Source organism: Aeromonas popoffii, from assembly GCF_037818705.1.
In the GTDB taxonomy this organism is placed as follows: domain Bacteria; phylum Pseudomonadota; class Gammaproteobacteria; order Enterobacterales; family Aeromonadaceae; genus Aeromonas; species Aeromonas popoffii.
In genome coordinates, this window is record NZ_CP149129.1 from 4,836,349 (window position 1) to 4,861,824 (window position 25,476).

24 protein-coding genes are annotated in these 25,476 nt (G+C 57.3%); 4 read left to right on the top strand and 20 right to left on the bottom strand.

Annotated elements, in window-relative coordinates:
• Window positions 1–157: 157 nt before the first annotated feature.
• From WJM78_RS22510 to WJM78_RS22545, 8 genes are all read right to left on the bottom strand, one after another.
• Window positions 158–1,309: a Tn7-like element transposition protein TnsE gene (locus WJM78_RS22510; RefSeq protein WP_339012315.1), complete on the bottom strand. Its 1,152-nt coding sequence runs from the start codon at window positions 1,307–1,309 to the stop codon at window positions 158–160.
• Window positions 1,254–1,757: a hypothetical protein gene (locus WJM78_RS22515; protein ID WP_339012318.1), complete on the bottom strand. Its 504-nt coding sequence runs from the start codon at window positions 1,755–1,757 to the stop codon at window positions 1,254–1,256. The genes WJM78_RS22510 and WJM78_RS22515 overlap by 56 nt, the downstream gene beginning before the upstream one ends.
• A complete protein-coding gene (locus WJM78_RS22520) occupies window positions 1,754–3,253 on the bottom strand; it encodes a TnsD family Tn7-like transposition protein (protein ID WP_182938563.1) in 1,500 nt (499 codons plus the stop codon). Before WJM78_RS22520 ends, WJM78_RS22515 begins: the two co-directional genes overlap by 4 nt.
• A gap of 1 nt (window position 3,254) precedes the next feature.
• A complete protein-coding gene (locus WJM78_RS22525; RefSeq protein WP_339012323.1) occupies window positions 3,255–4,856 on the bottom strand; it encodes an ATP-binding protein in 1,602 nt (533 codons plus the stop codon).
• A complete protein-coding gene (locus tag WJM78_RS22530; protein WP_339012326.1) occupies window positions 4,849–6,936 on the bottom strand; it encodes a Mu transposase C-terminal domain-containing protein in 2,088 nt (695 codons plus the stop codon). The genes WJM78_RS22525 and WJM78_RS22530 overlap by 8 nt, the downstream gene beginning before the upstream one ends.
• Window positions 6,923–7,588, bottom strand: a complete 666-nt coding sequence (locus WJM78_RS22535; RefSeq protein WP_232093593.1) for a TnsA endonuclease C-terminal domain-containing protein — start codon at window positions 7,586–7,588, stop codon at window positions 6,923–6,925. Before WJM78_RS22535 ends, WJM78_RS22530 begins: the two co-directional genes overlap by 14 nt.
• Before the next feature lie 303 nt (window positions 7,589–7,891).
• Window positions 7,892–9,724 (bottom strand): glutamine--fructose-6-phosphate transaminase (isomerizing), encoded by a 1,833-nt coding sequence (gene glmS / locus WJM78_RS22540; protein ID WP_108537359.1) that lies wholly within the window; start codon window positions 9,722–9,724, stop codon window positions 7,892–7,894.
• Window positions 9,725–9,772: 48 nt separating this feature from the next.
• Window positions 9,773–10,546 carry a DeoR/GlpR family DNA-binding transcription regulator gene (locus tag WJM78_RS22545; RefSeq protein ID WP_042037175.1) on the bottom strand — a complete coding sequence of 258 codons (774 nt, stop codon included), beginning with the start codon at window positions 10,544–10,546 and terminating at the stop codon, window positions 9,773–9,775.
• 123 nt (window positions 10,547–10,669) lie between these two features.
• Here WJM78_RS22545 and blrA point away from each other — a divergent pair, with 123 nt between their 5' ends.
• The 4 genes from blrA to creD all read left to right on the top strand — a co-directional run bounded on the left by blrA (window position 10,670) and on the right by creD (window position 15,181).
• Window positions 10,670–11,344: a beta-lactam response regulator transcription factor BlrA gene (blrA, locus tag WJM78_RS22550; RefSeq protein ID WP_339012332.1), complete on the top strand. Its 675-nt coding sequence runs from the start codon at window positions 10,670–10,672 to the stop codon at window positions 11,342–11,344.
• A 34-nt stretch (window positions 11,345–11,378) separates the two neighbouring features.
• Window positions 11,379–12,800 (top strand): beta-lactam sensor histidine kinase BlrB, encoded by a 1,422-nt coding sequence (gene blrB, locus WJM78_RS22555; RefSeq protein ID WP_339012335.1) that lies wholly within the window; start codon window positions 11,379–11,381, stop codon window positions 12,798–12,800.
• 77 nt (window positions 12,801–12,877) lie between these two features.
• Window positions 12,878–13,672 carry a class D beta-lactamase gene (gene blaOXA / locus WJM78_RS22560; RefSeq protein ID WP_339012338.1) on the top strand — a complete coding sequence of 265 codons (795 nt, stop codon included), beginning with the start codon at window positions 12,878–12,880 and terminating at the stop codon, window positions 13,670–13,672.
• A 117-nt stretch (window positions 13,673–13,789) separates the two neighbouring features.
• Entirely contained in the window at window positions 13,790–15,181 is a 1,392-nt protein-coding gene (gene creD, locus WJM78_RS22565; protein ID WP_339012341.1) for a cell envelope integrity protein CreD, read from the top strand.
• A 51-nt stretch (window positions 15,182–15,232) separates the two neighbouring features.
• On the opposite strand, the gene glmU is transcribed toward creD, so the two are convergent.
• The 12 genes from glmU to WJM78_RS22625 form a co-directional block, all read right to left on the bottom strand.
• Window positions 15,233–16,594 carry a bifunctional UDP-N-acetylglucosamine diphosphorylase/glucosamine-1-phosphate N-acetyltransferase GlmU gene (gene glmU, locus WJM78_RS22570; RefSeq protein ID WP_339012344.1) on the bottom strand — a complete coding sequence of 454 codons (1,362 nt, stop codon included), beginning with the start codon at window positions 16,592–16,594 and terminating at the stop codon, window positions 15,233–15,235.
• A 94-nt stretch (window positions 16,595–16,688) separates the two neighbouring features.
• Complete coding sequence (locus WJM78_RS22575) at window positions 16,689–17,117, bottom strand: F0F1 ATP synthase subunit epsilon (protein ID WP_042037169.1); 429 nt, start codon at window positions 17,115–17,117, stop codon at window positions 16,689–16,691.
• Window positions 17,118–17,135: 18 nt separating this feature from the next.
• Window positions 17,136–18,524 carry a F0F1 ATP synthase subunit beta gene (gene atpD, locus WJM78_RS22580; RefSeq protein ID WP_042037168.1) on the bottom strand — a complete coding sequence of 463 codons (1,389 nt, stop codon included), beginning with the start codon at window positions 18,522–18,524 and terminating at the stop codon, window positions 17,136–17,138.
• Window positions 18,525–18,557: 33 nt separating this feature from the next.
• Complete coding sequence (gene atpG / locus WJM78_RS22585) at window positions 18,558–19,424, bottom strand: F0F1 ATP synthase subunit gamma (RefSeq protein ID WP_042037167.1); 867 nt, start codon at window positions 19,422–19,424, stop codon at window positions 18,558–18,560.
• A gap of 43 nt (window positions 19,425–19,467) precedes the next feature.
• The gene (atpA, locus tag WJM78_RS22590) at window positions 19,468–21,009 is read right to left on the bottom strand and encodes a F0F1 ATP synthase subunit alpha (RefSeq protein WP_042037166.1); all 1,542 of its coding nucleotides are present in this window, start codon (window positions 21,007–21,009) and stop codon (window positions 19,468–19,470) included.
• Between the two features lie 15 nt (window positions 21,010–21,024).
• A complete protein-coding gene (atpH, locus tag WJM78_RS22595; protein ID WP_212514636.1) occupies window positions 21,025–21,558 on the bottom strand; it encodes a F0F1 ATP synthase subunit delta in 534 nt (177 codons plus the stop codon).
• Window positions 21,559–21,571: 13 nt separating this feature from the next.
• Window positions 21,572–22,042, bottom strand: coding sequence for a F0F1 ATP synthase subunit B (atpF, locus tag WJM78_RS22600; protein WP_042037194.1), 471 nt, complete (start codon window positions 22,040–22,042; stop codon window positions 21,572–21,574).
• A gap of 57 nt (window positions 22,043–22,099) precedes the next feature.
• Window positions 22,100–22,327, bottom strand: a complete 228-nt coding sequence (atpE, locus tag WJM78_RS22605) for a F0F1 ATP synthase subunit C (RefSeq protein WP_375134736.1) — start codon at window positions 22,325–22,327, stop codon at window positions 22,100–22,102.
• A gap of 39 nt (window positions 22,328–22,366) precedes the next feature.
• A complete protein-coding gene (gene atpB, locus WJM78_RS22610) occupies window positions 22,367–23,146 on the bottom strand; it encodes a F0F1 ATP synthase subunit A (RefSeq protein ID WP_042037163.1) in 780 nt (259 codons plus the stop codon).
• Between the two features lie 8 nt (window positions 23,147–23,154).
• Window positions 23,155–23,562: an ATP synthase subunit I gene (locus WJM78_RS22615; protein ID WP_042037162.1), complete on the bottom strand. Its 408-nt coding sequence runs from the start codon at window positions 23,560–23,562 to the stop codon at window positions 23,155–23,157.
• Between the two features lie 190 nt (window positions 23,563–23,752).
• Window positions 23,753–24,661, bottom strand: coding sequence for a ParB/RepB/Spo0J family partition protein (locus WJM78_RS22620; RefSeq protein WP_042037161.1), 909 nt, complete (start codon window positions 24,659–24,661; stop codon window positions 23,753–23,755).
• Window positions 24,658–25,461, bottom strand: a complete 804-nt coding sequence (locus WJM78_RS22625) for a ParA family protein (protein ID WP_042037160.1) — start codon at window positions 25,459–25,461, stop codon at window positions 24,658–24,660. The genes WJM78_RS22620 and WJM78_RS22625 overlap by 4 nt, the downstream gene beginning before the upstream one ends.
• Window positions 25,462–25,476 lie beyond the last annotated feature (15 nt).

The window sequence follows — 25,476 nt, forward strand, 5'->3', positions numbered from 1 at the left end:
TGACCCCCATCTAAATACCAGTCGATTGGCATCACAATCTATTAACGTAAAGGCATGCTCAATATGCTGCATCACAATTATTAAACATAGAGAGTTAAGAAATAACGTGTTGTTTTTAAATAATTTTTATTGACTTGCACATTCACTTCACCAGTGTTCATTCAAGCCTCAAACATAATGACAGACGCTGTTTCCAGCTCTTTTGGCGAATGTCATCGCCATCCTTGGGATGATGTATCGCCTCATTCGTGTCACAGTACACTCCGATGCTCATCGGCCATCGCAGTGAGCCCTGCACAGTGTCTTTCAATATTTGCACGATTGCCTGGGATGGATTCACTCCCGGCTTCATCCTGACGATACGTGTAGACAAGTGCTTCTTGTTATCGCTGGTGTCCACCTCCAGAAGGTACTTTTCTAGCCCATTTTTCAACCTGAAGTTGGCCTTCAAATAGCCACGCGGTGAACCATCATCCATCTGGTGATAGCTACGACGGAGGACTTGAGGTAAAGGCTTCACCTCAAGTTCCAGCAAATCGATATCTGGCTCATTGGCTATCTGCTTGATGATTCCTTTGAGTAACTCAAACCGGTTGGGCAACTCTTCCGTCACCTGCTGCTCTTCCTGTTGCCCTTCAAGTTGCTGTAGTTCTGCCGGGGGGATCTCTCCTCCGGTTACGTCGCCGCACAATCCGAGAAAAATACCGTCGCCCGGAAGCTCTTCACCTTCCAGCTTCTGACCAAAACGGCTTGCTCTCTGTCCTTGGTAGATGGCCCGCGTATGCCGCTGACCACGGAAGGATAGCCCTTCCATCGGCAGGTCCAACAGTTGGCGATCCTTGTCCTCATCCGTATCCTCCTCACCATCCAATATGATGTCATCGTTAGATGAACTTGGATTTCTGGTTCCTCTCCCCTCTCCACTAACTGAGAGTTTGAGTGCTGGGTGATGGAACGCTATAGGTTGAAAACAGTTCAACTCAAGCCCTAGTAGAGTCTTAATCTCCCAGACCAGCATTTCTTTACTGTCCCAATCTAAGGGCCCAAGAACATCCATGCTGACACCTGAAATGGTGGCCGGTGGCTCAAAGTTGAACTGCCAGCGTGTATATCGTCCGCCAGATGAACGCTGCTCCTGATTGAGGCATCGCCATATAGATTCGAAAGACTGCTTAACACCATCACTTAGCAGCAGCCAGCTGAAGAGATCACGATACGATTCCATCTGGAGCAGACGGGCCGGAGCCCCTGTCTTAGCTGGGGTGTGGATATGGATGGCGTCCTGATCCCTCTGCACCGAGAAGATCATGTCTGGGTTCAAAGGCTGACCGGGCCAGGAAACCGGCATGGAAGAAGAGCTTGCGAGCCAGCTCAAACTTGGGGAGCCAGACGGTGAGGCCATCCGCCTCAAACACGAAGCATCGTTGGCTGGCCACCTCAGGATTGCGGGCAAGCCTTCTGGACAGGCGGGGACATTCGCCCAGCAGCTTTTCGCGCCATTCAGCTATCGGTGGTAGCTTGAGTCTTTTCTGGAAGCCATGCGAGCGATAAGGGACGTCATCTTCTGCGACAAACTCGCGGCCAATGCCCAAAATACAGCTCATCTCCAAGCCAAACTGACGTTGCTCCATCTCGTTTTTTTGACTGAAAATCGACGCTAAATGCCACGATGATCCTGATGAATTAGCTCTGAAAAAATTACCTACGGCCAGCAACTTGGCATCTTTAGGGATCTGGCGGAACAAAATACGACTCAATCCAATCCTCCTATGCTTGCGATGAATGAGGCTGCCAGGGGGGTGATCTTCCCTTTCTGCAATCCGCAGCGTCGTGCCAGTTGCCAGCCTCTTGAATGCTTGTTTGCCATAGCATCTTCGATCATGGCATTGGTCAAACGACGGATCTGGTACTCCCCAACAGACTCGGCATATCGATCCAGATAAGCGCGACAGAGGGATAGTTCATCCAGGTGGCGCTCGACGGATGCTCGATGAGGAAGCTGGCGTAGGAACCAGCTACGGCTCTTGCGTGGCAGGCTTAGATCCGCTTCAGCGCGTTCCCCTATTCTCACCAAGAGTCGCACCAACTTTCTATCTCTGGCTGCCCAATTGATGCAGCTGTTGTTACCCTGCCGAGCGTGCTTGGTCTTGTCGACATTCAGCAGCCACACCCTGTCATGCCTGTAGATCCAAGCATAAACAGCTTGGAAGCCTGCACTTCTGGCAGCCTTAGCTCCGCCATATGTATTCAGGGCAGCAAGCCACTGAGATCGATACTTTTTCCTCACGCCAGCATCGGCAGGTAGCTGTGGCATAGATGGATGGGGAGCAATTTCAGCCGAGCAGACCATTACGTCAGCCATAATTTCATCGACGCTTTGCCTAGACCTCAGACTTGTCCAAACAATGAGGTGTTGCAGGCAGCCAAATGCCTTGCGGTGCTTCCTGAACATGGATTGGAGCCAAGACGGCGGTTCAGTAGCCCATAGGCCATTGGCTGCAAGCCAGTCCCTCGGATAGAGCTCAAGGAGCCTTTCCCATATGATCCAGGTCTTGATTTGCTGGCCCTTCATGGCTCCACACTCAGCAGCCAGATGCCGGTAAAAGTTGGTCCACACCTCGTAACCAGAGGGGCTTGCTCCCCTGAAGGCCAGGAGCTGCGTTAATGCGTCCCCTAGCCTAACGGCATTTTTCCCACAGGGCTGGACAGTGGAGCTAGGGTGCAGAAACAGGGAGGAGGCAGCATGGAATTCGTGTCTCTGTGCCCGCCTGAATGGGATGGGCGAATCTACAAGCGCGCAACCATGGGCCGAGCAGACGTCCACACCCTGAACCTGCCAACTTCGCAGCCAATAAGGCTCCCCGAATTTTGCCACCATTTCCTCTATACAGGGCGGGCAATAACGCAACCACTCGGGCCATTTGACCAATGCTGTGGAGGCACCAGCTAGGCCTATAACTACGGGCATGTTTGGAGCCAGCATGGCCTGGAGAAGTCTTTGCCGGCGCTCCTGCGGGATGAAAGGCGAATAAAGCGGGAAGAGGGTGTGGTTGACCACCAGATCACCGGTGTCCAAGCCGGTGTTGCTCGCTAGGCTTTCCAAATGGCTGGGCAGGTCGGTAATCGCCGCTACTTTGGTATCGCCAAACAGCTCCCTCAATAGGCTCTTATGGCTATCCACACCCAAATGAACCCGACAGCGGGCTACGGCGCTGTAGAGGAGTTCGTCTGGATAAAGTCTGGGGAAATACATGTCAGCTTGCCTTGCCCAGCAACACCTGCAGCTCGAACACCAGGCCAGCCTCTTTGAACCTGCCGTAAACCTCGCCCTCTTGTCCGTTGGCATAGCGTCGCCGCAGGTCGTCTTGAGGTAACTGACTCCATTCCGTCCGCTTCACTCTGGAAAATCCAGAAGCTTTGGGTTTGTCCTGAACTAGGTAGGATGTCGCCTTGTGGATCAAGACGGCCAAGGGGATCTCGGGATACTCGGCCAGCAGCTTGTCCGCCATGGGAATGGCAATATCCTTGGGGATCTCCATTCCCTCGAGCAAGGCAGCCAGCTTTTTAGCCCTGTCATCAACCGGTGGGGCCAGTGGCTTGGATTCTGTAATTCTGTCCAACGACTGTGTAAGGGAGAGCAGCTTGCCTTCTATCTCTGGCATCAGAAGATCGTCGTATTTGGCGATGAGTTCCGGCCTGTTGCTCCGTAATGCTGCCAGCATGGGATGGACCGGCTTGAACTCATCCTCGTAGACTTTGCGCAGCAACATTGGTTTGATACATTCAGCACCCGTCACTATGGCCCGGATCTGCGCCAGTGCAAACAACTTGATGACGATATCCATGACCCCCTGGGTGAGCTCGTACATGGTCGCCTCAAGCTCATCGTCCAGGGGAGAGGCCTCCCGCACCCACTGATATTTCCAAAGCCGTTTCCAGTGCTCGTCTCTTGGCAACCTGTCCCAGCGGATGCTGCCCAAGCCGGAGATACGTCGAGCAGCCCTGAATGTGCGCTGGAAGAACTTGCTGGCCCTGTGTGTGCCCACCTGAATGATGGGCACTCCTATGGTGTTGACCAAGGATACGAAGAAATTGTGCATCTTCTCGGCCCCGCCAGACCGGGCCTCGTTGAGGTTCTGAACCTCATCGATGATCAGTACTCCAAGAGCATGAAGATTGGCGATCTGACACATACTGGCCAGCAGGCGCTTGGTACCCAGTTTCTTACGACCATGACTGCGGCTGTAATGAGTTCCCAGAACCCTGTCCACTTGGTTGAAAAAGCTCAGGCAAAGCTCGTCCAGATCGCCATCAATGGGGCAGTCAACTTTCAGGTAGGTCAGCTGGGTGATGTTGTAGTCGTGATGATGGAGGGCCTGGGGGTACATACTCAGGATCCGCTCTAGGGTGCGGGTCTTGCCGCAGCCAGAGCAGCCGAACAGCGACAGACTGCTGGCCGTCGAAGAAACGCTCCGGTAGACCGCAGCCTCTAAATCCTCTTCCTCCACGCGGCGGTAACCGTTTTGTAGATGGGAATACCAGGCACCATTGGCAGGGTTCCGACCGATGTAACCCTGGCGGATCATCAGGCTGATCTTGGCTTCCAACTCAAGGTGGTGGGTCAGAGGCTGAAAGAAACCATGCAACAGGCGGGCAATGGCGTGGGCCCTGAGCCGCCCGTCAAGGAATGCCTCCTGAGGATCGAAGCTGGGTACAGCCTGAAGTTGGGTAACCACCTCTTGCAGGTCGGGTATGGGGGGCAAGGCGCTGATAAGCGGATTGTCCTGATATTCTGGTAGTTGCTGCTCCAGATATTGGGCCAAGGGGATGGCGCCGCTGCGGATCTCGTCAGTCATTGTCCCCCTCCCCGAAGATAAGGTCGCCCAGATCCGGATAGGCATAGTCCTCTGGTTTCTCACCCCTCAGCGGGACCACATCGGCGGGCTTGCCTGACTGCTCTCTCGCTGGTCTGAAGGCCCCTTGGCGACGCTCATGGCGCTTTTCATCCTGCTTGTTCTCGCGAATCTGGGTTCCCAAATCCTTCTTGGACATGCCGGTTTTGATGGGACTGGCATTCTCCGCCAAAGCGGCGATGGCCTCGATCTTCTCGAGTAGCCTGCCCCTCTCCTTCATCCCCTCCATGGCAGCGTTGGCATCACTTCTGCGCTCCTCCTTGGACAGCAGCCAGACGTCCCAGAAGGTCATCCCCCGGAAGCGTCTGCTGCGATCGGCGAGATCACAAATCCAGTACTCTTTGAGGTTGTTGGAGGGACGAATGTAGATGTGCTCTGCACTGCGTGGGTCGTAGGCCACCATCACCTTTTCGGGTCTATGGCCTTGTCCCCGGTGGAACCAGCCGGACTTCAGAGCCTCCTGACAGGTATAGAAGCAACCAAATAGCCTTATACCCAGTTCCGAAACTGTGGCCTGATCATGGGGCAGCAGGTTGATGCGAACCAGGTCCTGGGGTGCAACCCGCAACCGGCCCGTCAGGTTACCCAGCCCCCAATGCCACAACCTGGCAGGTATAGCGGGCAGGTCACCGGGCATACCGGCAGTCCTGTCGTATTTACTCAGGACGTGGAAGTTGTTGTGCCAGAGGACACTTGCGATGATGCATTTGGTGAATTCCGGTAATGTCAGACTGGCGTCGAGTCTGTAGTCATGGCCACCGCGCTTGCGGCTGATGTGACCTTCGACCACGCCGCTAACGTAGGGCTTAAAACGTTCCTGTACCGTCCTGAATTGGCGCTCGACAATACCCTTGGCATCCCCACGCCTGGCTGGTGCATTTTCAATACGAACTCCGAAGGATTCGGCGAACACCTCGACCTTGGTGCCGTTCAGCTCACCTTTGTCCGCCAGCACCACATCGGGCAAGCCCTGCACAGGCCAATCTCCAACGTCAATCTCCACACCATACTGGCGGCAATATTCCACCTTGTCGGCAGTGGTATTAGCCAGGGCCACCATGGCGCTGATCCAGGATGGCCCCTCGAACCCGATGTACATGCCCGTCACCATCCGGCTAAACACATCGTTCACTATGTAAACAACGGGTCTGCCTACGATCAGGCTGCGATCATGATCCGATATCAGGTAGATATCAGCAATGGTGGCGTCGACCTGGTAGCGGTAACCAGGCCCCAGAGCCTCTGTCGTCGACGTTCCCCTGATCGGCCGGATATCCTTGGCGAAATCCACTGCGGATGCCTGGCGAGCCAAAATTTCAGTAAAGTGGTACTCGCGCTTGTAGAAGTAACGAAACTGCTCCACCGTCGGCAGATCATGTGTCGGCAAGTCGGGAAACATAGTACCGAGCAGGCTCAGGCTGGCAGCGTAGACGTCGGGAATCGACGGATGTTTTTCCTTGAGCAGGCGCTCTTCTATGACGCGCCTGAAAATACGCTCCATTTCGGGAGTAATGTTGCTTCCCCGCCCATCTCTGACCATCCTAGGCCGCCCCAGTTTGGCCTGGTCCGGTTTGCGTCGCTTACCACGGCCTCCCGAGTTGGCGTAATCCGGCAGCAGGGCATTCTTGCACATGCCCCGTTGCCAGTAGCGCCTGAGAAGCCGGTACACCGTCTGCTTGGTAACACCGTGGCGATCCATTATGCCTTTAACGATTTCCCCTCTGGCTCGGCGCTCAAACAGGCCGGTGTCACGAACTGTCTCTGCCAGCATCTCCCAGGCCGAATCGCGCTTTTGCTGGTCACTTGACCCCGCCTCAACCTCCCGAAGAGTCACATCCAGAAAAGGGTCATCTATGCGTTTCAGCTCCCCGGCTATAAGCAACCCCTCCAGCTCTGCGACTGAAGCCGATTCTGGAAATGCCAAGCTCGAGTCAATATCGATCCAGATGACCAGCTCTGTGTCGCACCAGAGCAAACGTCTGCGTAACTCACCCATCTGGAGCACCAAGTTAACCGGGAACATGGCGTATCTCCTGTTGTTCTTGATGGGGATTTACGGATAGATCACCCAGCTTGAGCTCTCTGTAGAGCTTGTTGATATCGAAGAGAAAATAGTGGCGAGCAAGCAACTGACGCAACCAATAGAGTGCCTGCCCTGGTTCAAGCTCGTAAGCCACATCTAGGCTCTGAACAATGCTCGTCAGCGTCTGCTCAGGATGGCGTTGGAACTCGTACAGGAACAAGCTGTAGTAGCGTTCGAGGTCGCTGAGGACAATATCTTCCTCGGCCTGGGCGGGGTAGAGCCACTGGATGTTGGCAAATGCCGTCCGGGAGATCTCCCTCTCGGTGACAATGGCCCAGGAGGTCTCTTTCTCTTCCCAGTAACGCCTTTCGAGCTCTAGGCGCTCGATGACTTCAGGTCTCTCGAGGTCTGCGCTGTATTTTGCTTGGAGCGCCATAGCCGGGTGTGTGGGATCCTCGAAGTCCACCAGAAAGTCGGAACTAAGGACCTGCGGGACTCCCTGAAACTTGCTGTGGGAAAGACCATACGTTTCAGCAAGGCGGACAGTGTCCTCGACCCGAAGGGGAAATTGCTCCCGGATATCGATGACCTTCGGAGACCAATCCAGAGTGAGGAAGACGGCGAGTTCTAAGTCGGAGAGGAGATGGTGCATACGTCGGCATTTATTGCCGAATAAGCGGTGAGAACGCCCCAAAGAAGAGACATCCCTAGTGTAAATGAACGGCTTGTAGTCAGATCCCCGGCCTTGACCGCGCCCCTCCTTCAGCCTTCTATCAATCTGAGCCTGAGTCAGGCCCTTGAATGTTCCAGCCATAACAAAGCCAACGTCCTAGTTGATACCATCAACATAGCGCACGTTGGCTTAGGGTGAAACTCTATTTTCAAGGATGATACTTTATTTGTAGGGATGAAACTTTATTTTCATCCCACATCTTTTTTCCTTTCTGACAACGGCTTATTCCACGGTCACCGATTTCGCCAGGTTGCGCGGCTGATCCACATCCGTGCCTTTGATAAGCGCGACGTGGTAGGAGAGCAGCTGCAACGGCACTGTGTAGACGATAGGGGCTATCATCTCTTCCACGTGGTTCAGGCTCATCACCCGCATGGTGGCATCGCTCTTGAAGCCGGCGTTCGCATCGGCGAACACGTAAAGGATACCGCCACGAGCACGGACCTCTTCCACGTTGGACTTGAGCTTCTCCAGCAGATCGTTGTTCGGCGCCACGACTATGATGGGCATCTCGGCATCGATCAGCGCCAGCGGGCCGTGTTTCAGTTCACCGGCGGCATAGGCTTCGGCATGGATGTAGGAGATCTCTTTGAGCTTGAGCGCCCCCTCCATGGCGATGGGGTACTGGCTGCCGCGGCCGAGGAACAGGCTGTGGTGCTTGTCGGCGAACTCTTCGGCCATAGCCTCGATATCCTTGGCCAGCGCCAGGCTCTCCTTGATGCGCAGTGGCAATGCTTGCAGCGCCTTGACCAACTCGGCCTCGGCGGCGGCACTCAGGTTGCCGCGGCAGTGACCAACGGAGGCCACCAGCATCAGCAGGCCAGCCAGCTGGGTGGTGAACGCCTTGGTGGAGGCCACACCGATCTCGGCACCGGCACGGGTCATAAAGGCCAGGTCCGACTCGCGTACCAGGGAGGAGCCCGGCACGTTGCAGATGGCCAGCGAGCTCATGTAGCCGGACTGCTTGGCCAGACGCAGGGCGGCCAGGGTATCGGCGGTCTCACCACTCTGGGAGAGTGTCACCAACAGGCTGTTGGGGCGTACGACCGACTTGCGATAGCGGAACTCGGAGGCGATCTCCACGTCGCAGGAGACACCGGCGATCTCTTCGAACCAGTAGCGGGCGACCATGCCTGAGTTATAGGAGGTGCCGCAGGCGACAATCTGGACGTGCTCGACCTTGTCGAAGATGGCACGTGCGCCGTTGCCGAACGACTCGACCACAACGTGATCTGTGCCCAGACGGCCTTCCAGGGTATTGGTAATGGCTTTGGGCTGCTCGTAGATCTCTTTGAGCATGTAGTGACGATACTCGCCCTTGTCACCGGCATCGTGAGAGAGTTCGGACTCCAGCTCTTCGCGCACCACGGCCTCGCCATGGGTATCGAAGATGTGCACGTCGCGACGAGTCACCTCGGCCACATCGCCCTCTTCCAGGAAGATGAAGCGACGGGTCACTGGCAGCAGTGCCATCTGGTCGGAGGCAATGAAGTTCTCGCCGATGCCGCGACCGATCACCAGCGGGGAACCGGAGCGGGCCACCACAACGCGGCTGTCATCACGGCTGTCCATCACGACTGTGCCGTAGGCACCGCGCAGCTGCTTCACCGCAACCTGCATGGCCACCAGCAGACTGGGGGCGGATTTCAGCTCGTGGTGCACCAGGTGAGCAATCACCTCGGTATCGGTGTCGGAGCTAAACACATAGCCCAGCCCTTGCAGCTCGGCCCGCAGCTCTTCATGGTTCTCTATGATGCCGTTGTGTACCACCACTATGTGCTCGGAGATGTGGGGGTGGGCATTGCGCTCGGACGGCTCGCCGTGGGTGGCCCAACGAGTGTGGGCGATACCAGTACCACCGTGGACGGACTGCTCCTCCAGCGCCTTGGCCAGTTCGGCCACCTTGCCCAGACGGCGAACCCGCTGCAGCGGCTGGTTGGCGCTGAACACGGCCACACCGGCCGAGTCATAGCCACGGTATTCCAGACGGCGCAGGCCTTCGACCAGAATTTCAGCCACATCACGTTGGGCGACGGCCCCGACGATGCCACACATAGACTTCTCCTCAAGAGGTAAAAATGGAAATTCGTTTGGATATTCAGGTTAAGCCGCCACGGGGGCGCAGATCAGCGTGATCCCCCGGGCTTGAATCTGTTCTCTGGCCGAGGTGGCCAAGCCTTCGTCGGTCACCAGGGTCTGGATGTTCGCCCAAGGCAGCTCGAGGTTGGGGATCTTGCGGCCTATCTTCTCCGACTCAACCATGACGATGACCTCCCGCGACACCTCAGCCATGACCCGTGACAGACCAACCAGCTCGTTGAAGGTGGTGGTGCCCCGCTCCGGGTCTATGCCATCGGCGCCAATGAACAGCTGGTCGAAGTCATAGGAGCGCAATACCTGCTCCGCTACCTGACCCTGGAAGGATTCAGAGTGAGGGTCCCAAGTGCCACCCGTCATCAACAGAATAGGCTCATTTTCCAATTCCCGCAGGGCGCCGGCCACGTTAAGGGAGTTGGTCATCACGATGAGGCCGCGCTTGTTTCCCAGCATGGGGATCATGGCGCTGGTGGTACTGCCGCTGTCGATGATGATGCGATTGTGATCGCGGATCCGTTCGGCGGCAGCACGGGCTATGGCCAGCTTTCGTTTCGAAACTTGCTCGGGATTGCAGTCCACCACCATCTCGCTGGGCAGGGGTATGGCACCACCGTAACGACGCAACAGCAGGCCACCGGTTTCCAGCACAGCCAGATCTTTGCGGATGGTCACTTCAGAGGTGGAGAAGTGCTTGGCAAGGGTATCGACGCTCACTTCACCCTGCTCCTGCACCAGGCTCACTATGGTGTGGCGACGCTGCTGAGTATTACGTTTGGTCATCTTTAAGTTTCGATTCGAAATAATATCGAAATTTTAGCGCCTTTTTTGGAAAAATAAAACAGCAAATAGGATCCGATTTGGTTCGATGCCAGAATGGGGACGCTGATTTGCGACGAGGACGCCATGCAAAAAAAAGTCATCTGGCTGGTGGAAGATGAGGCCAGCATCGCCGACACCCTGATCTATGCGCTGCAAACCGACGGCTTCGAGGTGGAGTGGTTCCCCCTTGGTCAGTCGCTGTTGACGCGACTGGAACAGACGCGGCCCGATTTTCTGATCCTGGATGTGGGGCTGCCAGACATCAGCGGCTTCGAACTCTGCAAGCAGGTGAGGGCGCTGACCGACATCCCCCTGATGTTCCTCACCGCCCGCAGCGAGGAGATAGACAGACTGATCGGGCTGGAGATAGGGGCCGACGACTATGTGGCCAAGCCCTTCTCGCCACGGGAAGTTTGCGCCAGGGTGCGGGTCATCCTGCGCCGTAGCCAGCCCACACTCCCCCAACCGAGCCAATTGCTGGCACTGGATGAGGAGCGGGCCCGCATCAGCTTTCACGGTCAGCCACTGGCGCTCACTCGCTACGAATACCTGCTGCTCAAGACGCTGATGCAGGCACCGGGCCGGGTCTACTCCCGTCAGCAGCTGATGGATCGGGTATGGAGCGGGGCGGAGGAGAGCCTGGATCGCACCGTCGACACCCATATCAAGACCATCCGCGCCAAGCTGCGGGAGCGCGACCCGGACGCCAACCTGATCCTGACCCATCGCGGGCTGGGCTACAGCCTGGAACTGGCATGAACATGCTGCGGCCGGGCACCGGCCGGGAGTCGACATGAGAATTGGATTGCAACTGCTGTGCGGGCTGGTGCTGATCTTCGCACTGGCCGCCTGGTTCGTACTGGAGATCTTCGTCGAGGAGATAAAACCCGGGGTACGCAGCGCTACCGAAGATACCCTGGTCGACATGGCCCAGATGCTGGCGCCGCTGGCGCTGGACGATCTGCAGGAAGGAAAGATGGCGGATGGCAGGCTGGCCAGCGCCTTCGCCCGCCTCAACCAGAGTCCCATCAATGCCCTGATCGACGGCCACCTCAAACAGCAGGCAGAGTACCGCATCTACGTAGTCGACCGCTGGGGCAAGGTGGTTTACGACTCGGACGGGATGGATCTGGGCAAGGACTACTCGCGCTGGAACGATGTCTATCGCACCCTGCGCGGTGAATACGGAGCCCGCAGCACCCGCAGCGATCCCGACGATCCCGCCAGTTCCGTGATGCACGTGGCCGCGCCGCTGCGGGAAGGGGACGATATCCTGGGATCCCTCACGGTCGCCAAGCCCAACCGCACTTTGTTGCCCATGATAGAGCGCAGCGAGCACCAGCTGTTGCAGGGGGCGGCCCTGCTGCTGTTCATCTCGCTGCTGATCGGCGCCCTGCTGGTGTGGTGGCTCAACCGCGCCATCGGCAAGCTGGTGCACTACGCCGATGCGGTCAGCCACAACCAGCCGGCCAGCCTGCCACCGCTCTACAGCCCAGAGCTGGACCGGCTTGGCCGATCTCTGGAGACCATGCGACGCCAGCTGGATGGCAAGGCCTATATCGAAGCCTATGTGCACAGCCTGACCCACGAGCTCAAAAGCCCGCTGGCCGCCATTCGCGGGGCAGGGGAGTTGCTGGTGGAAGCGCCGCCACCCGAGGTGGCGCGGCGCTTTATCGGCAACATCAATCTGGAGACGGCCCGCATGCAGCAGCTGATAGAACGTATGCTGCAACTGGCCAAACTGGAGTCGGGGCAGGGGTTGGATCGCCAGGCCACCGACCCCGCCAGGCTAGGGAGACGGGCGCTCGATGCCCGCCAGATCATCGCACAGCGCCGCCAGGTGACGCTGGTGGCCGAACTCGGCGAGGCCCAGAAGCAGAAGTGGGACTCGCTGCTGGTGGAGCAGGCCCTCGGCAACCTGCTGGACAACGCCCTCGACTTCTCACCCGCTGGCAGCACGATCAGATTGACCGGCGAGATGCACGCCGACGGTTACGGCTTTCGGGTACGGGATCAGGGGCCCGGCATTCCGGACTATGCCCTGCCACGTATCTTCGAGCGTTTCTACTCCCTGCCCAGGCCTGACAAGGGCAAGAGCAGCGGCCTGGGGCTCAGCTTTGCCTCCGAGGTGGCCCGCCAACACGGCGGCCACCTGAGCCTCGGCAACCAGCCCGATGGCGGTGTGCTGGCCGAGCTCTGGCTGCCCACCGGCTGACTCTTCACACTGGCCACATAAAGCGGCGTCATACTCGCTCCTCCCGGCCCTTAGCCCCATTTGCCCAAGGAGACCCCATGTCACGCACTCTGTTACCCGGCCTGCTCGCTGCAGGCCTGCTATTCTCGCTGCCGACCAGCGCCGCCTCCGGCTGCCTGCTGTTTGCCGATGGCAGCGGCAAGCCCATCAGCAGCCAGGGGGATTGCTCCAGCCAGCTGACTCCCGCCTCCACCTTCAAGATCCCGCTGGCACTGATGGGGTATGACAGCGGCTTCCTGGTGGATGAAACGCTGCCGGCCCTGCCGTTCAAACCCGGCGACGATGACTGGCTGCCCGCCTGGCGCGAGACCACAACCCCGAGCCGCTGGCTCACCCACTCTGTGATCTGGTACTCCCAGCGCCTCACCGAGTGGCTGGGGATGGAGCGCTTTCAGCAGTACGTCGATCGCTTCGACTACGGCAACCGGGATCTCTCGGGCAACCCCGGCAAGCACGACGGTCTGACCCAGGCCTGGCTCAGCTCCAGCCTCGCCATCAGCCCCCAGGAGCAGGCTCGCTTCCTCGGCAAGCTGGTGAGCGGCAAGCTGCCGGTCTCCGCCCAGACCCTGCAGCACACGGCCAATATCCTGCGTCAGCCCGATATCGACGGCTGGCAGATCCACGGCAAGACCGGCATGGGCTACCCCAAGCTGCTGGATGGCAGCCTCAACCGGGATCAGCAGATCGGCTGGTTTGTCGGCTGGGCCAGCAAGCCGGGCAAGCAACTCATCTTCGTCCACACGGTAGTGCAAAAACCCGGCAAGCAATTCGCCTCACTCAAGGCGAAGGAAGAGGTGTTTGCCGCCCTGCCCGAACAGCTGAAGAGGCTGTGATGCCAAGACCGGTGCAAGGCGCCGGTTTTTTATCCCCCTTCACCCCCACTTCACACAAGCCCATCTCCCCTTCACTTCGCGCTGACAGACTCGTTCCATCCAACAAGGAGACGTGTCATGGTCAAACAGATATTCACCCACAAGATCTTTCTGCTGCTGTTGCTCAGCCTGCTGCTAATGGTGCCGGTGCAATCCATCATGGAGCTGAACCGGGAGCGTCAGGCTTACCGCAGTCAGGCCATTCACAGCATCATGGCCAGCAGCAGTGGTCCGCAGCGGCTGATGGGGCCGGTTGTGGTGCAGCCTTACACCCGCATTGTCACAGTGGAGCAGGATGGCAAGCGCTTCGAACGCAAGCAGCAGATCTACTGCTACCTGCTGCCGGAGCAACTGGAGGTGCGGGCCAACATGGAGGTCACCCCCCGCAAGCTCGGCATCTATCAGGCTCAGGTCTATCACGCCCAGCTCTCCCTCTCCGGACGCCTGCCCACTGGGCTGAACAGCAAGGCCCCGATAAGCGGCGAGCCAGAACTGAGCGTCGATGGCACCGATCCGGCGCTGGTGGCGGGGACACCCTATCTGAGCCTGGTGCTGTCCGATGCCCGCGGCATCAACCGCGTGCCGGAGCTGCAATTGGGTGAACAGAGCATCCCGTTTGCCCCCGGCGCCCTGTTGGGTGACGGGCTGGCCGGCATCCATGCGCCGCTCGCCGCGCTACCGGGGGAGGGCGGTACTTTTCATATCGAGCTGGATCTGCAGGGGATGAATGAGCTGGAAGTGGTGCCCCTCGGCCAGGACAGCAAGCTCAACCTCGCCAGCAACTGGCCCCACCCCAACTTCATCGGCGACTTTCTGCCGGGCAGCCGCACCCTCACCGCCCAGGGGTTCGACGCCAGCTGGCAGAGCAGCTGGTTTGCCACCGACATGGAGAGCCGTTTCATCCGCATGATGCAGAGAGGGGATGAGCCGCTGCCCGCCTTCAGCGTCAGCCTGGTGCAGCCGGTGGATCACTATCAGCTCAACGAGCGGGCGGCCAAATATGCCCTGCTGTTTATCGGCCTCACCTTTAGCAGCTTCTTCATGTTCGAGCTACTCAAGGGGCTCCGGGTCCACCCAATCCAGTACGCGCTGGTGGGCATGGGGCTGGCCATCTTCTATTTGGTATTGCTGGCGCTGACCGAGCACCTCGGCTTTGGCTGGGCCTATCTGGTCGCCGCACTGGCCAGCGTGCTGCTCAACGGCTTTTACCTCAGCCATGTGCTGGGTGGCCCGAAACAGGGGATAGGCTTTGCGGCGCTGCTCGGGCTGGTCTACGCCATCCTGTTCGGTCTGCTGCAAGCACAGGAGATTGCTTTGCTGCTCGGCGCCCTGCTGCTGTTCGCCATACTGGCGCTGATCATGGTGCTGACCCGCAAGCTCGACTGGTATCAGGTGATGGACTACAACGCCCCCGTCACCACATGGGCTGCGCCCCAGCCATCGACCAGTGACACCAACCATCAGCTATAAGCCAAAAAAACCGGCGCCATCAGGCGCCGGTTGCATTTTATTGATCAGGCATCACTTCTTCTTGACCGGGCGAGCCCAGTTCTTGATGTGACGCTGGGGCACCCGGGTGATCACCAGCTCGTTCTCGGCTACATCCTTGGTGATGGTGGAGCCCGCCCCCAGAGTCGCGCCCTTGCCGATGCGCACCGGCGCCACCAGCTGGGTATCGGAACCCACGAACACATCATCCTCTATGATGGTCTGGAACTTGTTCACGCCGTCGTAGTTGCAGGTGATGGTACCGGCACCGATATTCACCTTGGCCCCCACCTCGGCATCTCCCAGATAGGTGAGATGACCACACTTGGAACCGACCCCGAGACGGGATTTCTTCATCTCGACGAAGTTGCCAACGTGCGCATCCTGCTCCAGTACGGACCCGGGGCGCAGACGGGCAAACGGGCCGACCGAGCACTGATCGGCAATCTGGGCACCTTCGATGACGGAGTAGGGCTTCACCTCGGTGTGGTCGCCGATGACGCAGTCCTTCAACACGGCACCGGCACCGATACGCACATGATTACCGAGCGTCACCTTGCCTTCGATGATGACGTTTACATCGATCACCACCTCTTCACCGATCTCGAGGGTTCCGCGCAGATCAAAGCGGGCCGGGTCGATCAGGGTGACACCGGCGATCATCAGCTGCTCGGCCTGCATCTTCTGGTAACTGCGCTCCAACTGTGCCAGCTGAACCCGGTTGTTGGCCCCTTCCACTTCCATGGCGCTGTCCGGATGGACGGCAGCGATGGGGCAACCATCGGCATGGGCCATGGCGATCACGTCGGTCAGGTAGAGTTCGCCCTGGGCATTATTGTTATCCAGGCGCGACAACCAGCCACGCAAGTCGGCGCCGTTGGCCACCAGCACACCCGTGTTCACTTCACGGATGGTCAACTGCTCTGCGTTGGCATCCTTCTGCTCGACGATGCCGACCACCTGACCGTTGGCGCGCACTATGCGGCCGTAACCGGTCGGGTTGTCCAGCACCACTGTCAGCAGCGCCATGCCGTTGTCAGCCTTGGCGGCCAGCAGCCGTTGCAGGGTCTCCGGCTGGATCAGCGGGGTGTCGCCGTACAGCACCAGCACGTCATCTTCATCTTTCCAGAACGGGATGGCCTGGGCAACGGCATGGCCGGTACCCAGTTGCTGCGCCTGCAGCACCCAGTTCAGGTCGGGCGCAAGGATCCGCTCCTTCAACAGCTCGGCACCGTGGCCATACACCAGATGCAGTTGCTCGGCACCCACCTTGCGGGCGGTGTCAATCACATGGGAAACCATGGGTTTATTGGCTACCGGGTGCAGCACCTTGGGCAGGACTGAACGCATGCGGGTACCTTTACCCGCCGCCAGGATCACGACATTGAGGGACATAACTCGACCTTTGGAACATGAATAAATACTCGGCGGAGTCTATCCAACGAGTAAAAAAAAAGCGACCCGAAGGTCGCTTTTTGCATCACCGTTATTAGCGGTAATTCTTTTTGACGATATCGATAACCCGCAATTGGGCCATCGCCTTGGCCAGCTCGGTGGCGGCCTGGGCGTAGTCGATATCACCATGGGAGCTGTGGATCCGCTCTTCGGCTGCGCGCTTGGCTTCCTGGGCTTTCGCCTCATCCAAGTCGTCAGCACGAATCGCAGTGTCCGCCAGCACGGTCACGGATTCGGGTTGCACTTCCAGCATGCCGCCGGAAATATACAACACCTCTTCGCTACCATTTTGCTTGATCAAGCGGACCAGGCCCGGCTTGATGGCAGTCAGCAACGGAGCATGACCGTGACGGAGACCCAGCTCACCTTCGGAGCCTGATACCTGAGCAGATTGCACCCGACCGGAAAAAAGTTTCCCTTCGGCGCTCACCACATCCAGGTGAAAGGAGATCATCTCAGCCATGGGCCCTCCTATCGAGGCTTACAGTTTCTTGGATTTCTCGACGACTTCGTCGATGCTGCCAACCATGTAAAACGCCTGCTCAGGCAGATCGTCGTACTCGCCTTTCAGGATGCCCTGGAAACCACGGATGGTCTCTTTCAGCGGCACGTATTTGCCCGGAGAACCGGTAAACACTTCTGCCACGAAGAACGGTTGAGACAGGAAACGCTCGATCTTACGGGCACGGGCTACGGTCAGTTTGTCTTCTTCTGACAGTTCATCCATACCCAGGATGGCGATGATGTCCTTCAGCTCTTTGTAGCGCTGCAGTACGGTCTGTACACCACGAGCGGTCTCGTAGTGCTCCTTGCCTACCACCAGCGGATCCAGCTGACGGGAGGTGGAGTCCAGCGGGTCAACGGCCGGGTAGATACCCAGTGCCGCGATCTGACGGGACAGAACGACGGTGGCGTCCAAGTGGGCGAAGGTGGTCGCCGGAGACGGGTCGGTCAAGTCATCCGCAGGCACGTAAACGGCCTGGACTGAGGTGATGGAACCGGTCCGGGTGGAGGTGATGCGCTCTTGCAGAACACCCATCTCCTCGGCCAGGGTCGGCTGGTAGCCTACTGCAGACGGCATACGGCCAAGCAGTGCGGATACTTCGGTACCGGCCAGGGTATAACGGTAGATGTTGTCCACGAAGAACAGCACGTCACGACCTTCGTCACGGAACTTCTCGGCCATGGTCAGGCCGGTCAGCGCCACGCGCAGACGGTTTCCGGGCGGCTCGTTCATCTGACCGTAAACCAGAGATACTTTGTCCAGTACGTTGGACTCCATCATCTCGTGGTAGAAGTCGTTACCCTCACGGGTACGCTCACCCACACCGGCGAATACAGAGTAACCACTGTGTTCGATCGCGATGTTACGGATCAGCTCCATCATGTTGACGGTCTTGCCGACACCGGCACCACCGAACAGACCGACTTTACCACCCTTGGCGAACGGGCATACCAGGTCGATAACCTTGATGCCGGTCTCCAGCAGGTCGTTGCTGTTGGACTGATCTTCGTAGCTGGGGGCCGCGCGGTGGATGGACCAACGCTCTTCTTCACCGATCGGACCTTTTTCGTCGATCGGATCGCCCAGTACGTTCATGATCCGACCCAGAGTCGATACACCGACCGGCACCTGGATGGATTTACCGCTATTCATTACTTCCAACCCACGACGCAGACCGTCGGAGGAGCCCATGGTGATGCAACGAACGACGCCGCCGCCGATCTGTTGCTGCACTTCCAGCACCAGACCCAAGCCTTGACCTTCGCTGACGACCTTCAGTGCATCGTACACCTGGGGCACGGCATTCTGCGGGAACTCGATGTCCACCACAGCGCCGATGATTTGGACGATGAAACCGTTACTCATGTCAAATCCTCTAAACCTTTGATAACCCTTGCCTTACACCGCAGCAGCACCGGATACGATCTCTGTCAGCTCCTGGGTAATACTGGCCTGACGGGCCTTGTTGTATACCAGTTGCAGATCGTTAATCAGGTTACCGGCGTTGTCAGTCGCGGCTTGCATGGCAACCATTCGGGCTGCCTGTTCACTTGCCAAGTTTTCTACCACCCCCTGGTACACCTGGGATTCGACGTAGCGAATCAACAGGGTATCCAGCAGTTGCTTGGGATCCGGCTCATAGAGGTAATCCCAGGGTTGCTGCTTGGCGAGCTTGCTGTCTTCAGTTACGGGCAAAGGCAGCAGTTGATCGACTCGTGGTTGCTGCACCATGGTGTTGACGAACTTGTTGTACACCAGGTACAGCTTGTCAATCTCACCGTTGTCGTAAGCCTTCAGCATGACTTTGACTGAACCAATCAGGTCATTGACGCTCGGGTTGTCACCCAGTCCTGCGACATGAGCTTTCACCTTGGCGCCGTGCCGTTCAAAGAAGTTGGAGGCCTTGTTGCCGATCAATGCCAGGTCAACCTTGGCACCTTTCGCGCTCCATTGCTTCATATCATTGAGGGCAGCCTTGAACAGGTTAATGTTCAAACCGCCACACAGGCCACGGTCGGTGGAGACGACGATGTAACCCACTCGCTTGACCTCACGTTCCATGAGGTAGGGGTGCTTGTATTCCAAGTTCCCCTGGGCGATATGGCCGATCACCTTGCGCATGGTTTGAGCGTACGGACGGCTGGCAGACATGCGTTCCTGCGCACGGCGCATCTTGCTTGCTGCCACCATCTCCATAGCGCCGGTGATCTTCTGAGTGTTTTTCACACTCCCGATCTTGTTACGTATCTCTTTTGCGCCGGCCATCTCTTACTCTCCATCAGGTGGCAGCTCGCGCTGCCACACACGCTTACCAGGTCTGGGTTGCCTTGAAGTCATCCAGCAACGCAGTCAGCTTGCCAACGATCGCGTCGTTGTAGTCTGCTTTGGCATTGATTTCAGCCATCAGCGAACCATGCTGGGTATTGGCGTAAGAGAGCAGAGCGGCTTCGAAGTCGACGATCTTGTTCAGCTCGACATCGGAGAGATAGCCTTTCTCGGCGGCGAACAGCACCAGCGACTGCTGGGCCACGCTCATCGGAGAGTACTGTTTCTGCTTCATCAGCTCGGTCACTTTCTGACCATGGTCCAGCTGCTTGCGAGTCGCCTCGTCCAGATCGGAAGAGAACTGGGCGAATGCCGCCAGCTCGCGATACTGGGCCAGTGCGGTACGGATACCACCGGACAGCTTCTTGACGATCTTGGTCTGAGCGGCACCGCCCACACGGGATACGGAGATACCCGGGTCAACCGCCGGACGAATACCGGAGTTAAACAGCTGTGACGTCAGGAAGATCTGACCATCGGTGATGGAAATCACGTTGGTCGGTACGAATGCAGACACGTCACCGGCCTGGGTTTCGATGATCGGCAATGCGGTCAAAGAACCGGTCTGGCCTTTCACTTCACCCTTGGTGAACTTCTCTACGTACTCGGCGTTGACGCGAGCAGCACGCTCAAGCAGACGGGAGTGCAGATAGAAAACGTCACCCGGGTAAGCTTCACGTCCTGGCGGACGGCGCAGCAGCAGGGAGATCTGGCGATAAGCTACGGCCTGCTTGGACAGGTCATCATAGATGATCAGCGCGTCTTCACCACGGTCACGGAAGTACTCACCCATGGAGCAACCGGCATACGGAGCCAGGTACTGCAGGGCCGCCGCTTCGGAGGCAGAGGCAACCACCACTATGGTGTTGGCCAGGGCACCGTGCTCTTCCAGCTTGCGCACCACGTTGGCGATGGTGGAGGCCTTCTGGCCAATCGCAACGTAGACACACTTAATGCCGGAGTCTTTCTGGTTGATGATGGTGTCGATCGCGATGGCGGTCTTGCCCACCTGACGGTCACCGATGATCAGCTCACGCTGGCCACGACCGATGGGGATCATGGCATCGATGGCTTTCAGACCGGTCTGAACCGGCTGGTCAACAGACTTGCGCTCGATAACGCCCGGGGCGATCACTTCGATCGGCGAGAAGCCGTCGTTGTCGACCGGACCTTTACCGTCGATCGGCTGGCCCAGGGTGTTCAGCACCCGGCCCAACAAACCACGACCGACCGGCACTTCCAGAATACGGCCAGTGCCTTTTACTTTCATTCCTTCTGACAGACCGTCATAGGAACCCATGATCACAGCACCGACGGAGTCACGCTCCAGGTTCAATGCCAGAGCGAAGCGGTTGCCCGGCAGCTCGATCATCTCACCTTGCATGGCATCGGCCAGGCCGTGAATACGAATGATACCGTCGCTCACAGAGACGATGGTACCTTCGTTACGCGCTTCGCTTTTGACATCAAACTGCGCGATGCGCTGCTTGATAAGCTCGGCGATTTCAGTGGAATTCAGTTGCATGCTCTAATACCCCAATCAAGATTGCAGCGCGTCAGCCATGCGATCCAGCTTACCGCGGACAGAGCCGTCGATTACCAGATCACCGGCCTTGATGAGCACCCCGGCCATCAAGGACGCATCCATGCTGCAATTCAGCTTCACTTTGCGCGCGAGACGTTGTTCCAGAGAAGCCTGAATAGCGGCTTTCTGCTGGTCGGTCAGTTCGGTCGCCGAAATCACGTCAGCCTGAACTTCTTTATCCAGTTCAGCCTTGAACGCTACAAATTCAGCAACGACCGCCGGCAGCACACCCAAGCGACCATTCTCGGCCATCACCCGGATCAGGTTCTGGCCATGCTCGTCGAGTTGCTCACCGCAGACGCCCACAAACAGGTTTGCGAGCTCTTCGGCAGCCACAGAGCCGTGTACCAGTGAGTGAATTGTCCCGTTCTCCGCTACTTGTGCAGCGAAGCCGAGCATCCCCAGCCACTGGTCAACCGCCTTGTGCTCAACGGCAAACTCGAAAGCAGCCTTGGCGTAGGGGCGAGCGATTGTAGTCAGTTCAGACATAGCCCCGTTCCCGTTACAGTTCTGCTACCAGTTTGTCGACGATGTCGCTGTTGGCAGCCTGGTCGATGTGACGCGCCAGGATCTTCTCTGCACCAGCAATGGCAAGAGCAGCAACCTGCTTACGCAGTTCTTCTTTGGCACGATGACGTTCAGCTTCGAGCTCGGCTCGGCCCTGAGCCAGGATTTTTTCCCGCTCAGTCTGGGCTCCGACAGCAGCATCATCAATGATCTGGGCTTTACGTTTGTTAGCCTGCTCAATGATTTCTGCAGCCTGAAGCTTGGCTTCTTTCAGCTGATCGGTGGCGTTGGCCTTGGCCAAATCCAGATCTTTCTTGGCACGCTCTGCGGAAGAGAGGCCATCAGCAATTTTTTTCTGACGAGCCTCGATGGCAGCCATCAGGGGCGGCCATACAAACTTCATGCAGCACCAGACAAAAATGATGAAAGCAATTGTCTGACCGAGGAGGGTGGCATTGATACTCACAACCAAGACCTCTCTATATGAAATTTAAAAAGAAAGTGATAACAACAGCATCACTTATCAGGCTGCAACCCCGAAAATCAGGTACAGAGCCATACCGACCACAATCATCGGGATTGCATCGACCAGACCCATTACGATGAAGAAGTTGGTACGCAGGATAGGCATCAGGTCAGGCTGACGCGCAGCGCCTTCCAGAAACTTGCCACCCAGCAGAGCGATACCGATAGCGGCACCGACAGCGGCCATACCCAGCATGATTGCAGCGGCAAAGTAAATCATTTCCATCTTTATATTCTCCAAACAGAGCGAGTAAACGTAACAGGATTAATGGTCTTCACTGGCCATCGACAAATAGACAATGGTCAACACCATGAAGATAAAGGCTTGCAGAGTAATTACCAGAATGTGGAACAGTGCCCAAGGCACGCTAAGCAGCCATTGGGACCACCACGGTAGCAGACCAGCGATCAGGATAAATACCAGTTCACCGGCATACATGTTACCAAACAGACGCAAACCCTGAGAAACGGGTTTGGACAGCAGGGTAACCAACTCCAACGCAATGTTAACAGGGATAAATGCCCAGTGATTGAAAGGGCTGAGGGTCAACTCTTTCACAAAGCCCGAGACACCTTTCATCTTGATACTGTAAATGATGATTAAGGCGAAGACTCCCAGAGCCATGGACATAGTGATGTTAACATCGGCGGAAGGAACTACTCGCAAGTTGGGGACGCCCAGCAATTGTGCTGTGTAGGGCAGGTAGTCAACCGGGATGAGGTCCATCAAGTTCATCAGGAAAACCCAGATGAACACGGTCAGTGCCAGCGGAGCGATCAGCTTGCTCTTACCGTGGAAGATACCCTTGACAGTGTCATCCACAAACTCGACAACCATTTCTACAAAACACTGAAGCTTGTCTGGCACACCGCTGGTCGCCGTCACGGCCACCTTGCGGAATATCCAGATAAACAGAGCGCCGAGGATAACGGAAAATATCATGGAGTCGATATTTACCGTCCAGAACCCCGAACCCACTTGCAGATGGTGCAGGTGGTGGGAGATGTATCCCTGAGTAGTCAGGGCTTCTCCGGTTGCAGCCATGAGTTTTCCTAGTAGCGGTTATTGAGAACGATCGTTATGACCCATTGGAAAAACAGGGATAGCGAATAGGTGACATAAAGGGGGAGATGTTCCACCTCGACGTACAGGAGTACAGTCACGAAGAGTGCGACTGTACTTACCAGCTTGATCCCTGCTCCAACACAAAAATCCCACAACACCCAGCCCGCACTCCCGGGGCCAAGCTTCCGGCTCAACGTAAAGAGACTGAACAGGAGTTGTGGAATCAGATATACACCTCCCCCATAGAGGGACGCGTATCCAGCAGGAATGCCTCTCAGGTGAACCCAAACGGCACTCACAACCAAGATCAGGGTAAGTTGGCAAGCAAGTATAGCCAAGGCCAGTGTCAAACCTTTCCAGGCTAATTTTTGCTCCACCAAATGCCCCCTGAACATTACAGAACTGTAAAAATCGACATGTTGACACACACGAAATGACAGCCCAAAAAGCCGGTCAAATTATACCCTTGAAGGCGGTGATTGCAATATGACAAAAACCCTTAATTTTTGCGGCTTTCCGTACAGAATCAAGGTTACGTTCATATCAAAAGGAATAGATGTTTTATTACTACAAAAAGCGTAAAAATCACGTTTCTGACAGGCCAAAATAGCCCAATACCCGGTCCAAACCGGCTAAGTTCTCGTAACTTATTACTAACTTGCCGCTATCCTGCTTCCCCGGCTGAAGCTGTACCTGATTACCAATTTTTTCTGAAATCTGGCGCTCCAGGTAACCAAACTGCGGATCACGGACAGGTTCAACCTTGGCTTTTGCCGGTTCGAGTGTTTTTTGAACCAGCTTCTCGGTATCTCGCACTGTCAGCCCCTTCTGGGCGACCAGCTTGGCCAGTTCGGACTGGGCCTGGCCACTCAACGCCAGCAGGGCGCGGGCATGACCCATATCGAGATCACCGTGCTCGACGAAACGCTTGACGTCGTCGTTGAGCTGATTGAGACGCAACAGGTTGGTGACCGTGGTGCGGGACTTGCCTACCGCCTCGGCCACCTGCTGGTGGGTCAGCTCGAATTCGGTCAGCAGCCGCTGCAGGGCGACCGCCTCTTCGATGGCATTGAGATCTTCACGCTGGATGTTCTCAATCAGCGCGATGGCGACGGCAGCCTCGTCGGGCACATCCTTGACAATACAGGGCACTACATCGAGCCGGGCCAGCTGGGAGGCACGCCAACGTCGCTCACCGGCGATGATTTCAAAGGATTGCTCGCCAAGGGGGCGCACCACGATCGGCTGGATCACCCCTTGGGCGCGGATGGAATTGGCCAGATCTTCCAGTGCATCCTGCGACATGTCCTTGCGTGGCTGGTACTTGCCGGACTGTAACCACTCCACCGGCAGCCTGCGCAGCTCACCCTGATTGGTGGGGGCCATAGCCTGCTCGGTACGCTGGTCGCTCATCACCTGTTTCTGGCGCGCGGCCGTGCTGGTGCTGAGCAGGGCGTCCAGCCCCTTGCCCAGTCCACGTTTTTTCGGCGTCATATGCTCTCTCGGTCTGCGATGGTCACCTGACGCTCCTGCTCCTGGCGGCGCAGCATCTCGCCCGCCAGCGCCAGATAGGCCTTGGCACCCACCGATGATTTGTCATAGTGCATGGCCGGAGCACCGAAGCTCGGTGCCTCCGCCAGTCTTACGTTGCGGGGGATGATGGTGCGATAGACCTTGTCCCCGAAATGCTGTTTCAGCTGATCGGACACATCATTGGCCAGCCGGTTGCGGTGATCGAACATGGTGCGCAGCACCCCTTCGATCTTCAGCTCCGGATTGACCACGGCTGCCAGCTTGCTGATGGTGTCGACCAGGGCGGTAAGCCCTTCCAGTGCATAGTATTCGCACTGCATGGGCACCAGCACGGAATCGGCGGCGGCCATGGCGTTCACGGTCAGCATGTTGAGAGAAGGCGGGCAGTCGATGAAGATGTAATCGTATTTGTCCCGTACCGAGGCCAGCGCATTGCGCAGGCGGATTTCGCGGGCAAAGAATTCCATCAGGCGGATTTCGGCCGCAGTCACGTCGGCGTTGGCGGCGATGAGGTGATAGCCCCCCGAGGTTTCGGGGATGATCACCTCGCCAATAGGGGCGTCTTCGATCAGCAGCTCATAGGCAGTCCGTTCGACTTCGTACTTGTCGACACCGCTGCCCATGGTGGCATTGCCCTGCGGATCCAGATCGATCACCAGCACCTTGCGCCGGGTGGCGGCCAGGGAGGCGGCCAGATTCACACAGGTGGTGGTTTTACCCACTCCACCCTTCTGGTTGGCTATGGCGATGACTTTTCCCACACTATCCCCTAAATG

Excerpts from the sequence above, each read along its gene's own strand:
- WJM78_RS22510 (WP_339012315.1), bottom strand. The coding sequence starts at position 1,309 with ATGATCTTCTCGGTGCAGAGGGATCAGGACGCCATCCATATCCACACC.
- WJM78_RS22520 (WP_182938563.1), bottom strand. The coding sequence starts at position 3,253 with ATGTATTTCCCCAGACTTTATCCAGACGAACTCCTCTACAGCGCCGTA.
- WJM78_RS22525 (WP_339012323.1), bottom strand. The coding sequence starts at position 4,856 with ATGACTGACGAGATCCGCAGCGGCGCCATCCCCTTGGCCCAATATCTG.
- WJM78_RS22530 (WP_339012326.1), bottom strand. The coding sequence starts at position 6,936 with ATGTTCCCGGTTAACTTGGTGCTCCAGATGGGTGAGTTACGCAGACGT.
- WJM78_RS22535 (WP_232093593.1), bottom strand. The coding sequence starts at position 7,588 with ATGCACCATCTCCTCTCCGACTTAGAACTCGCCGTCTTCCTCACTCTG.
- glmS (WP_108537359.1), bottom strand. The coding sequence starts at position 9,724 with ATGTGTGGCATCGTCGGGGCCGTCGCCCAACGTGATGTGGCTGAAATT.
- WJM78_RS22545 (WP_042037175.1), bottom strand. The coding sequence starts at position 10,546 with ATGACCAAACGTAATACTCAGCAGCGTCGCCACACCATAGTGAGCCTG.
- blrA (WP_339012332.1), top strand. The coding sequence starts at position 10,670 with ATGCAAAAAAAAGTCATCTGGCTGGTGGAAGATGAGGCCAGCATCGCC.
- blrB (WP_339012335.1), top strand. The coding sequence starts at position 11,379 with ATGAGAATTGGATTGCAACTGCTGTGCGGGCTGGTGCTGATCTTCGCA.
- blaOXA (WP_339012338.1), top strand. The coding sequence starts at position 12,878 with ATGTCACGCACTCTGTTACCCGGCCTGCTCGCTGCAGGCCTGCTATTC.
- creD (WP_339012341.1), top strand. The coding sequence starts at position 13,790 with ATGGTCAAACAGATATTCACCCACAAGATCTTTCTGCTGCTGTTGCTC.
- glmU (WP_339012344.1), bottom strand. The coding sequence starts at position 16,594 with ATGTCCCTCAATGTCGTGATCCTGGCGGCGGGTAAAGGTACCCGCATG.
- WJM78_RS22575 (WP_042037169.1), bottom strand. The coding sequence starts at position 17,117 with ATGGCTGAGATGATCTCCTTTCACCTGGATGTGGTGAGCGCCGAAGGG.
- atpD (WP_042037168.1), bottom strand. The coding sequence starts at position 18,524 with ATGAGTAACGGTTTCATCGTCCAAATCATCGGCGCTGTGGTGGACATC.
- atpG (WP_042037167.1), bottom strand. The coding sequence starts at position 19,424 with ATGGCCGGCGCAAAAGAGATACGTAACAAGATCGGGAGTGTGAAAAAC.
- atpA (WP_042037166.1), bottom strand. The coding sequence starts at position 21,009 with ATGCAACTGAATTCCACTGAAATCGCCGAGCTTATCAAGCAGCGCATC.
- atpH (WP_212514636.1), bottom strand. The coding sequence starts at position 21,558 with ATGTCTGAACTGACTACAATCGCTCGCCCCTACGCCAAGGCTGCTTTC.
- atpE (WP_375134736.1), bottom strand. The coding sequence starts at position 22,327 with ATGGAAATGATTTACTTTGCCGCTGCAATCATGCTGGGTATGGCCGCT.
- atpB (WP_042037163.1), bottom strand. The coding sequence starts at position 23,146 with ATGGCTGCAACCGGAGAAGCCCTGACTACTCAGGGATACATCTCCCAC.
- WJM78_RS22615 (WP_042037162.1), bottom strand. The coding sequence starts at position 23,562 with ATGTTCAGGGGGCATTTGGTGGAGCAAAAATTAGCCTGGAAAGGTTTG.
- WJM78_RS22620 (WP_042037161.1), bottom strand. The coding sequence starts at position 24,661 with ATGACGCCGAAAAAACGTGGACTGGGCAAGGGGCTGGACGCCCTGCTC.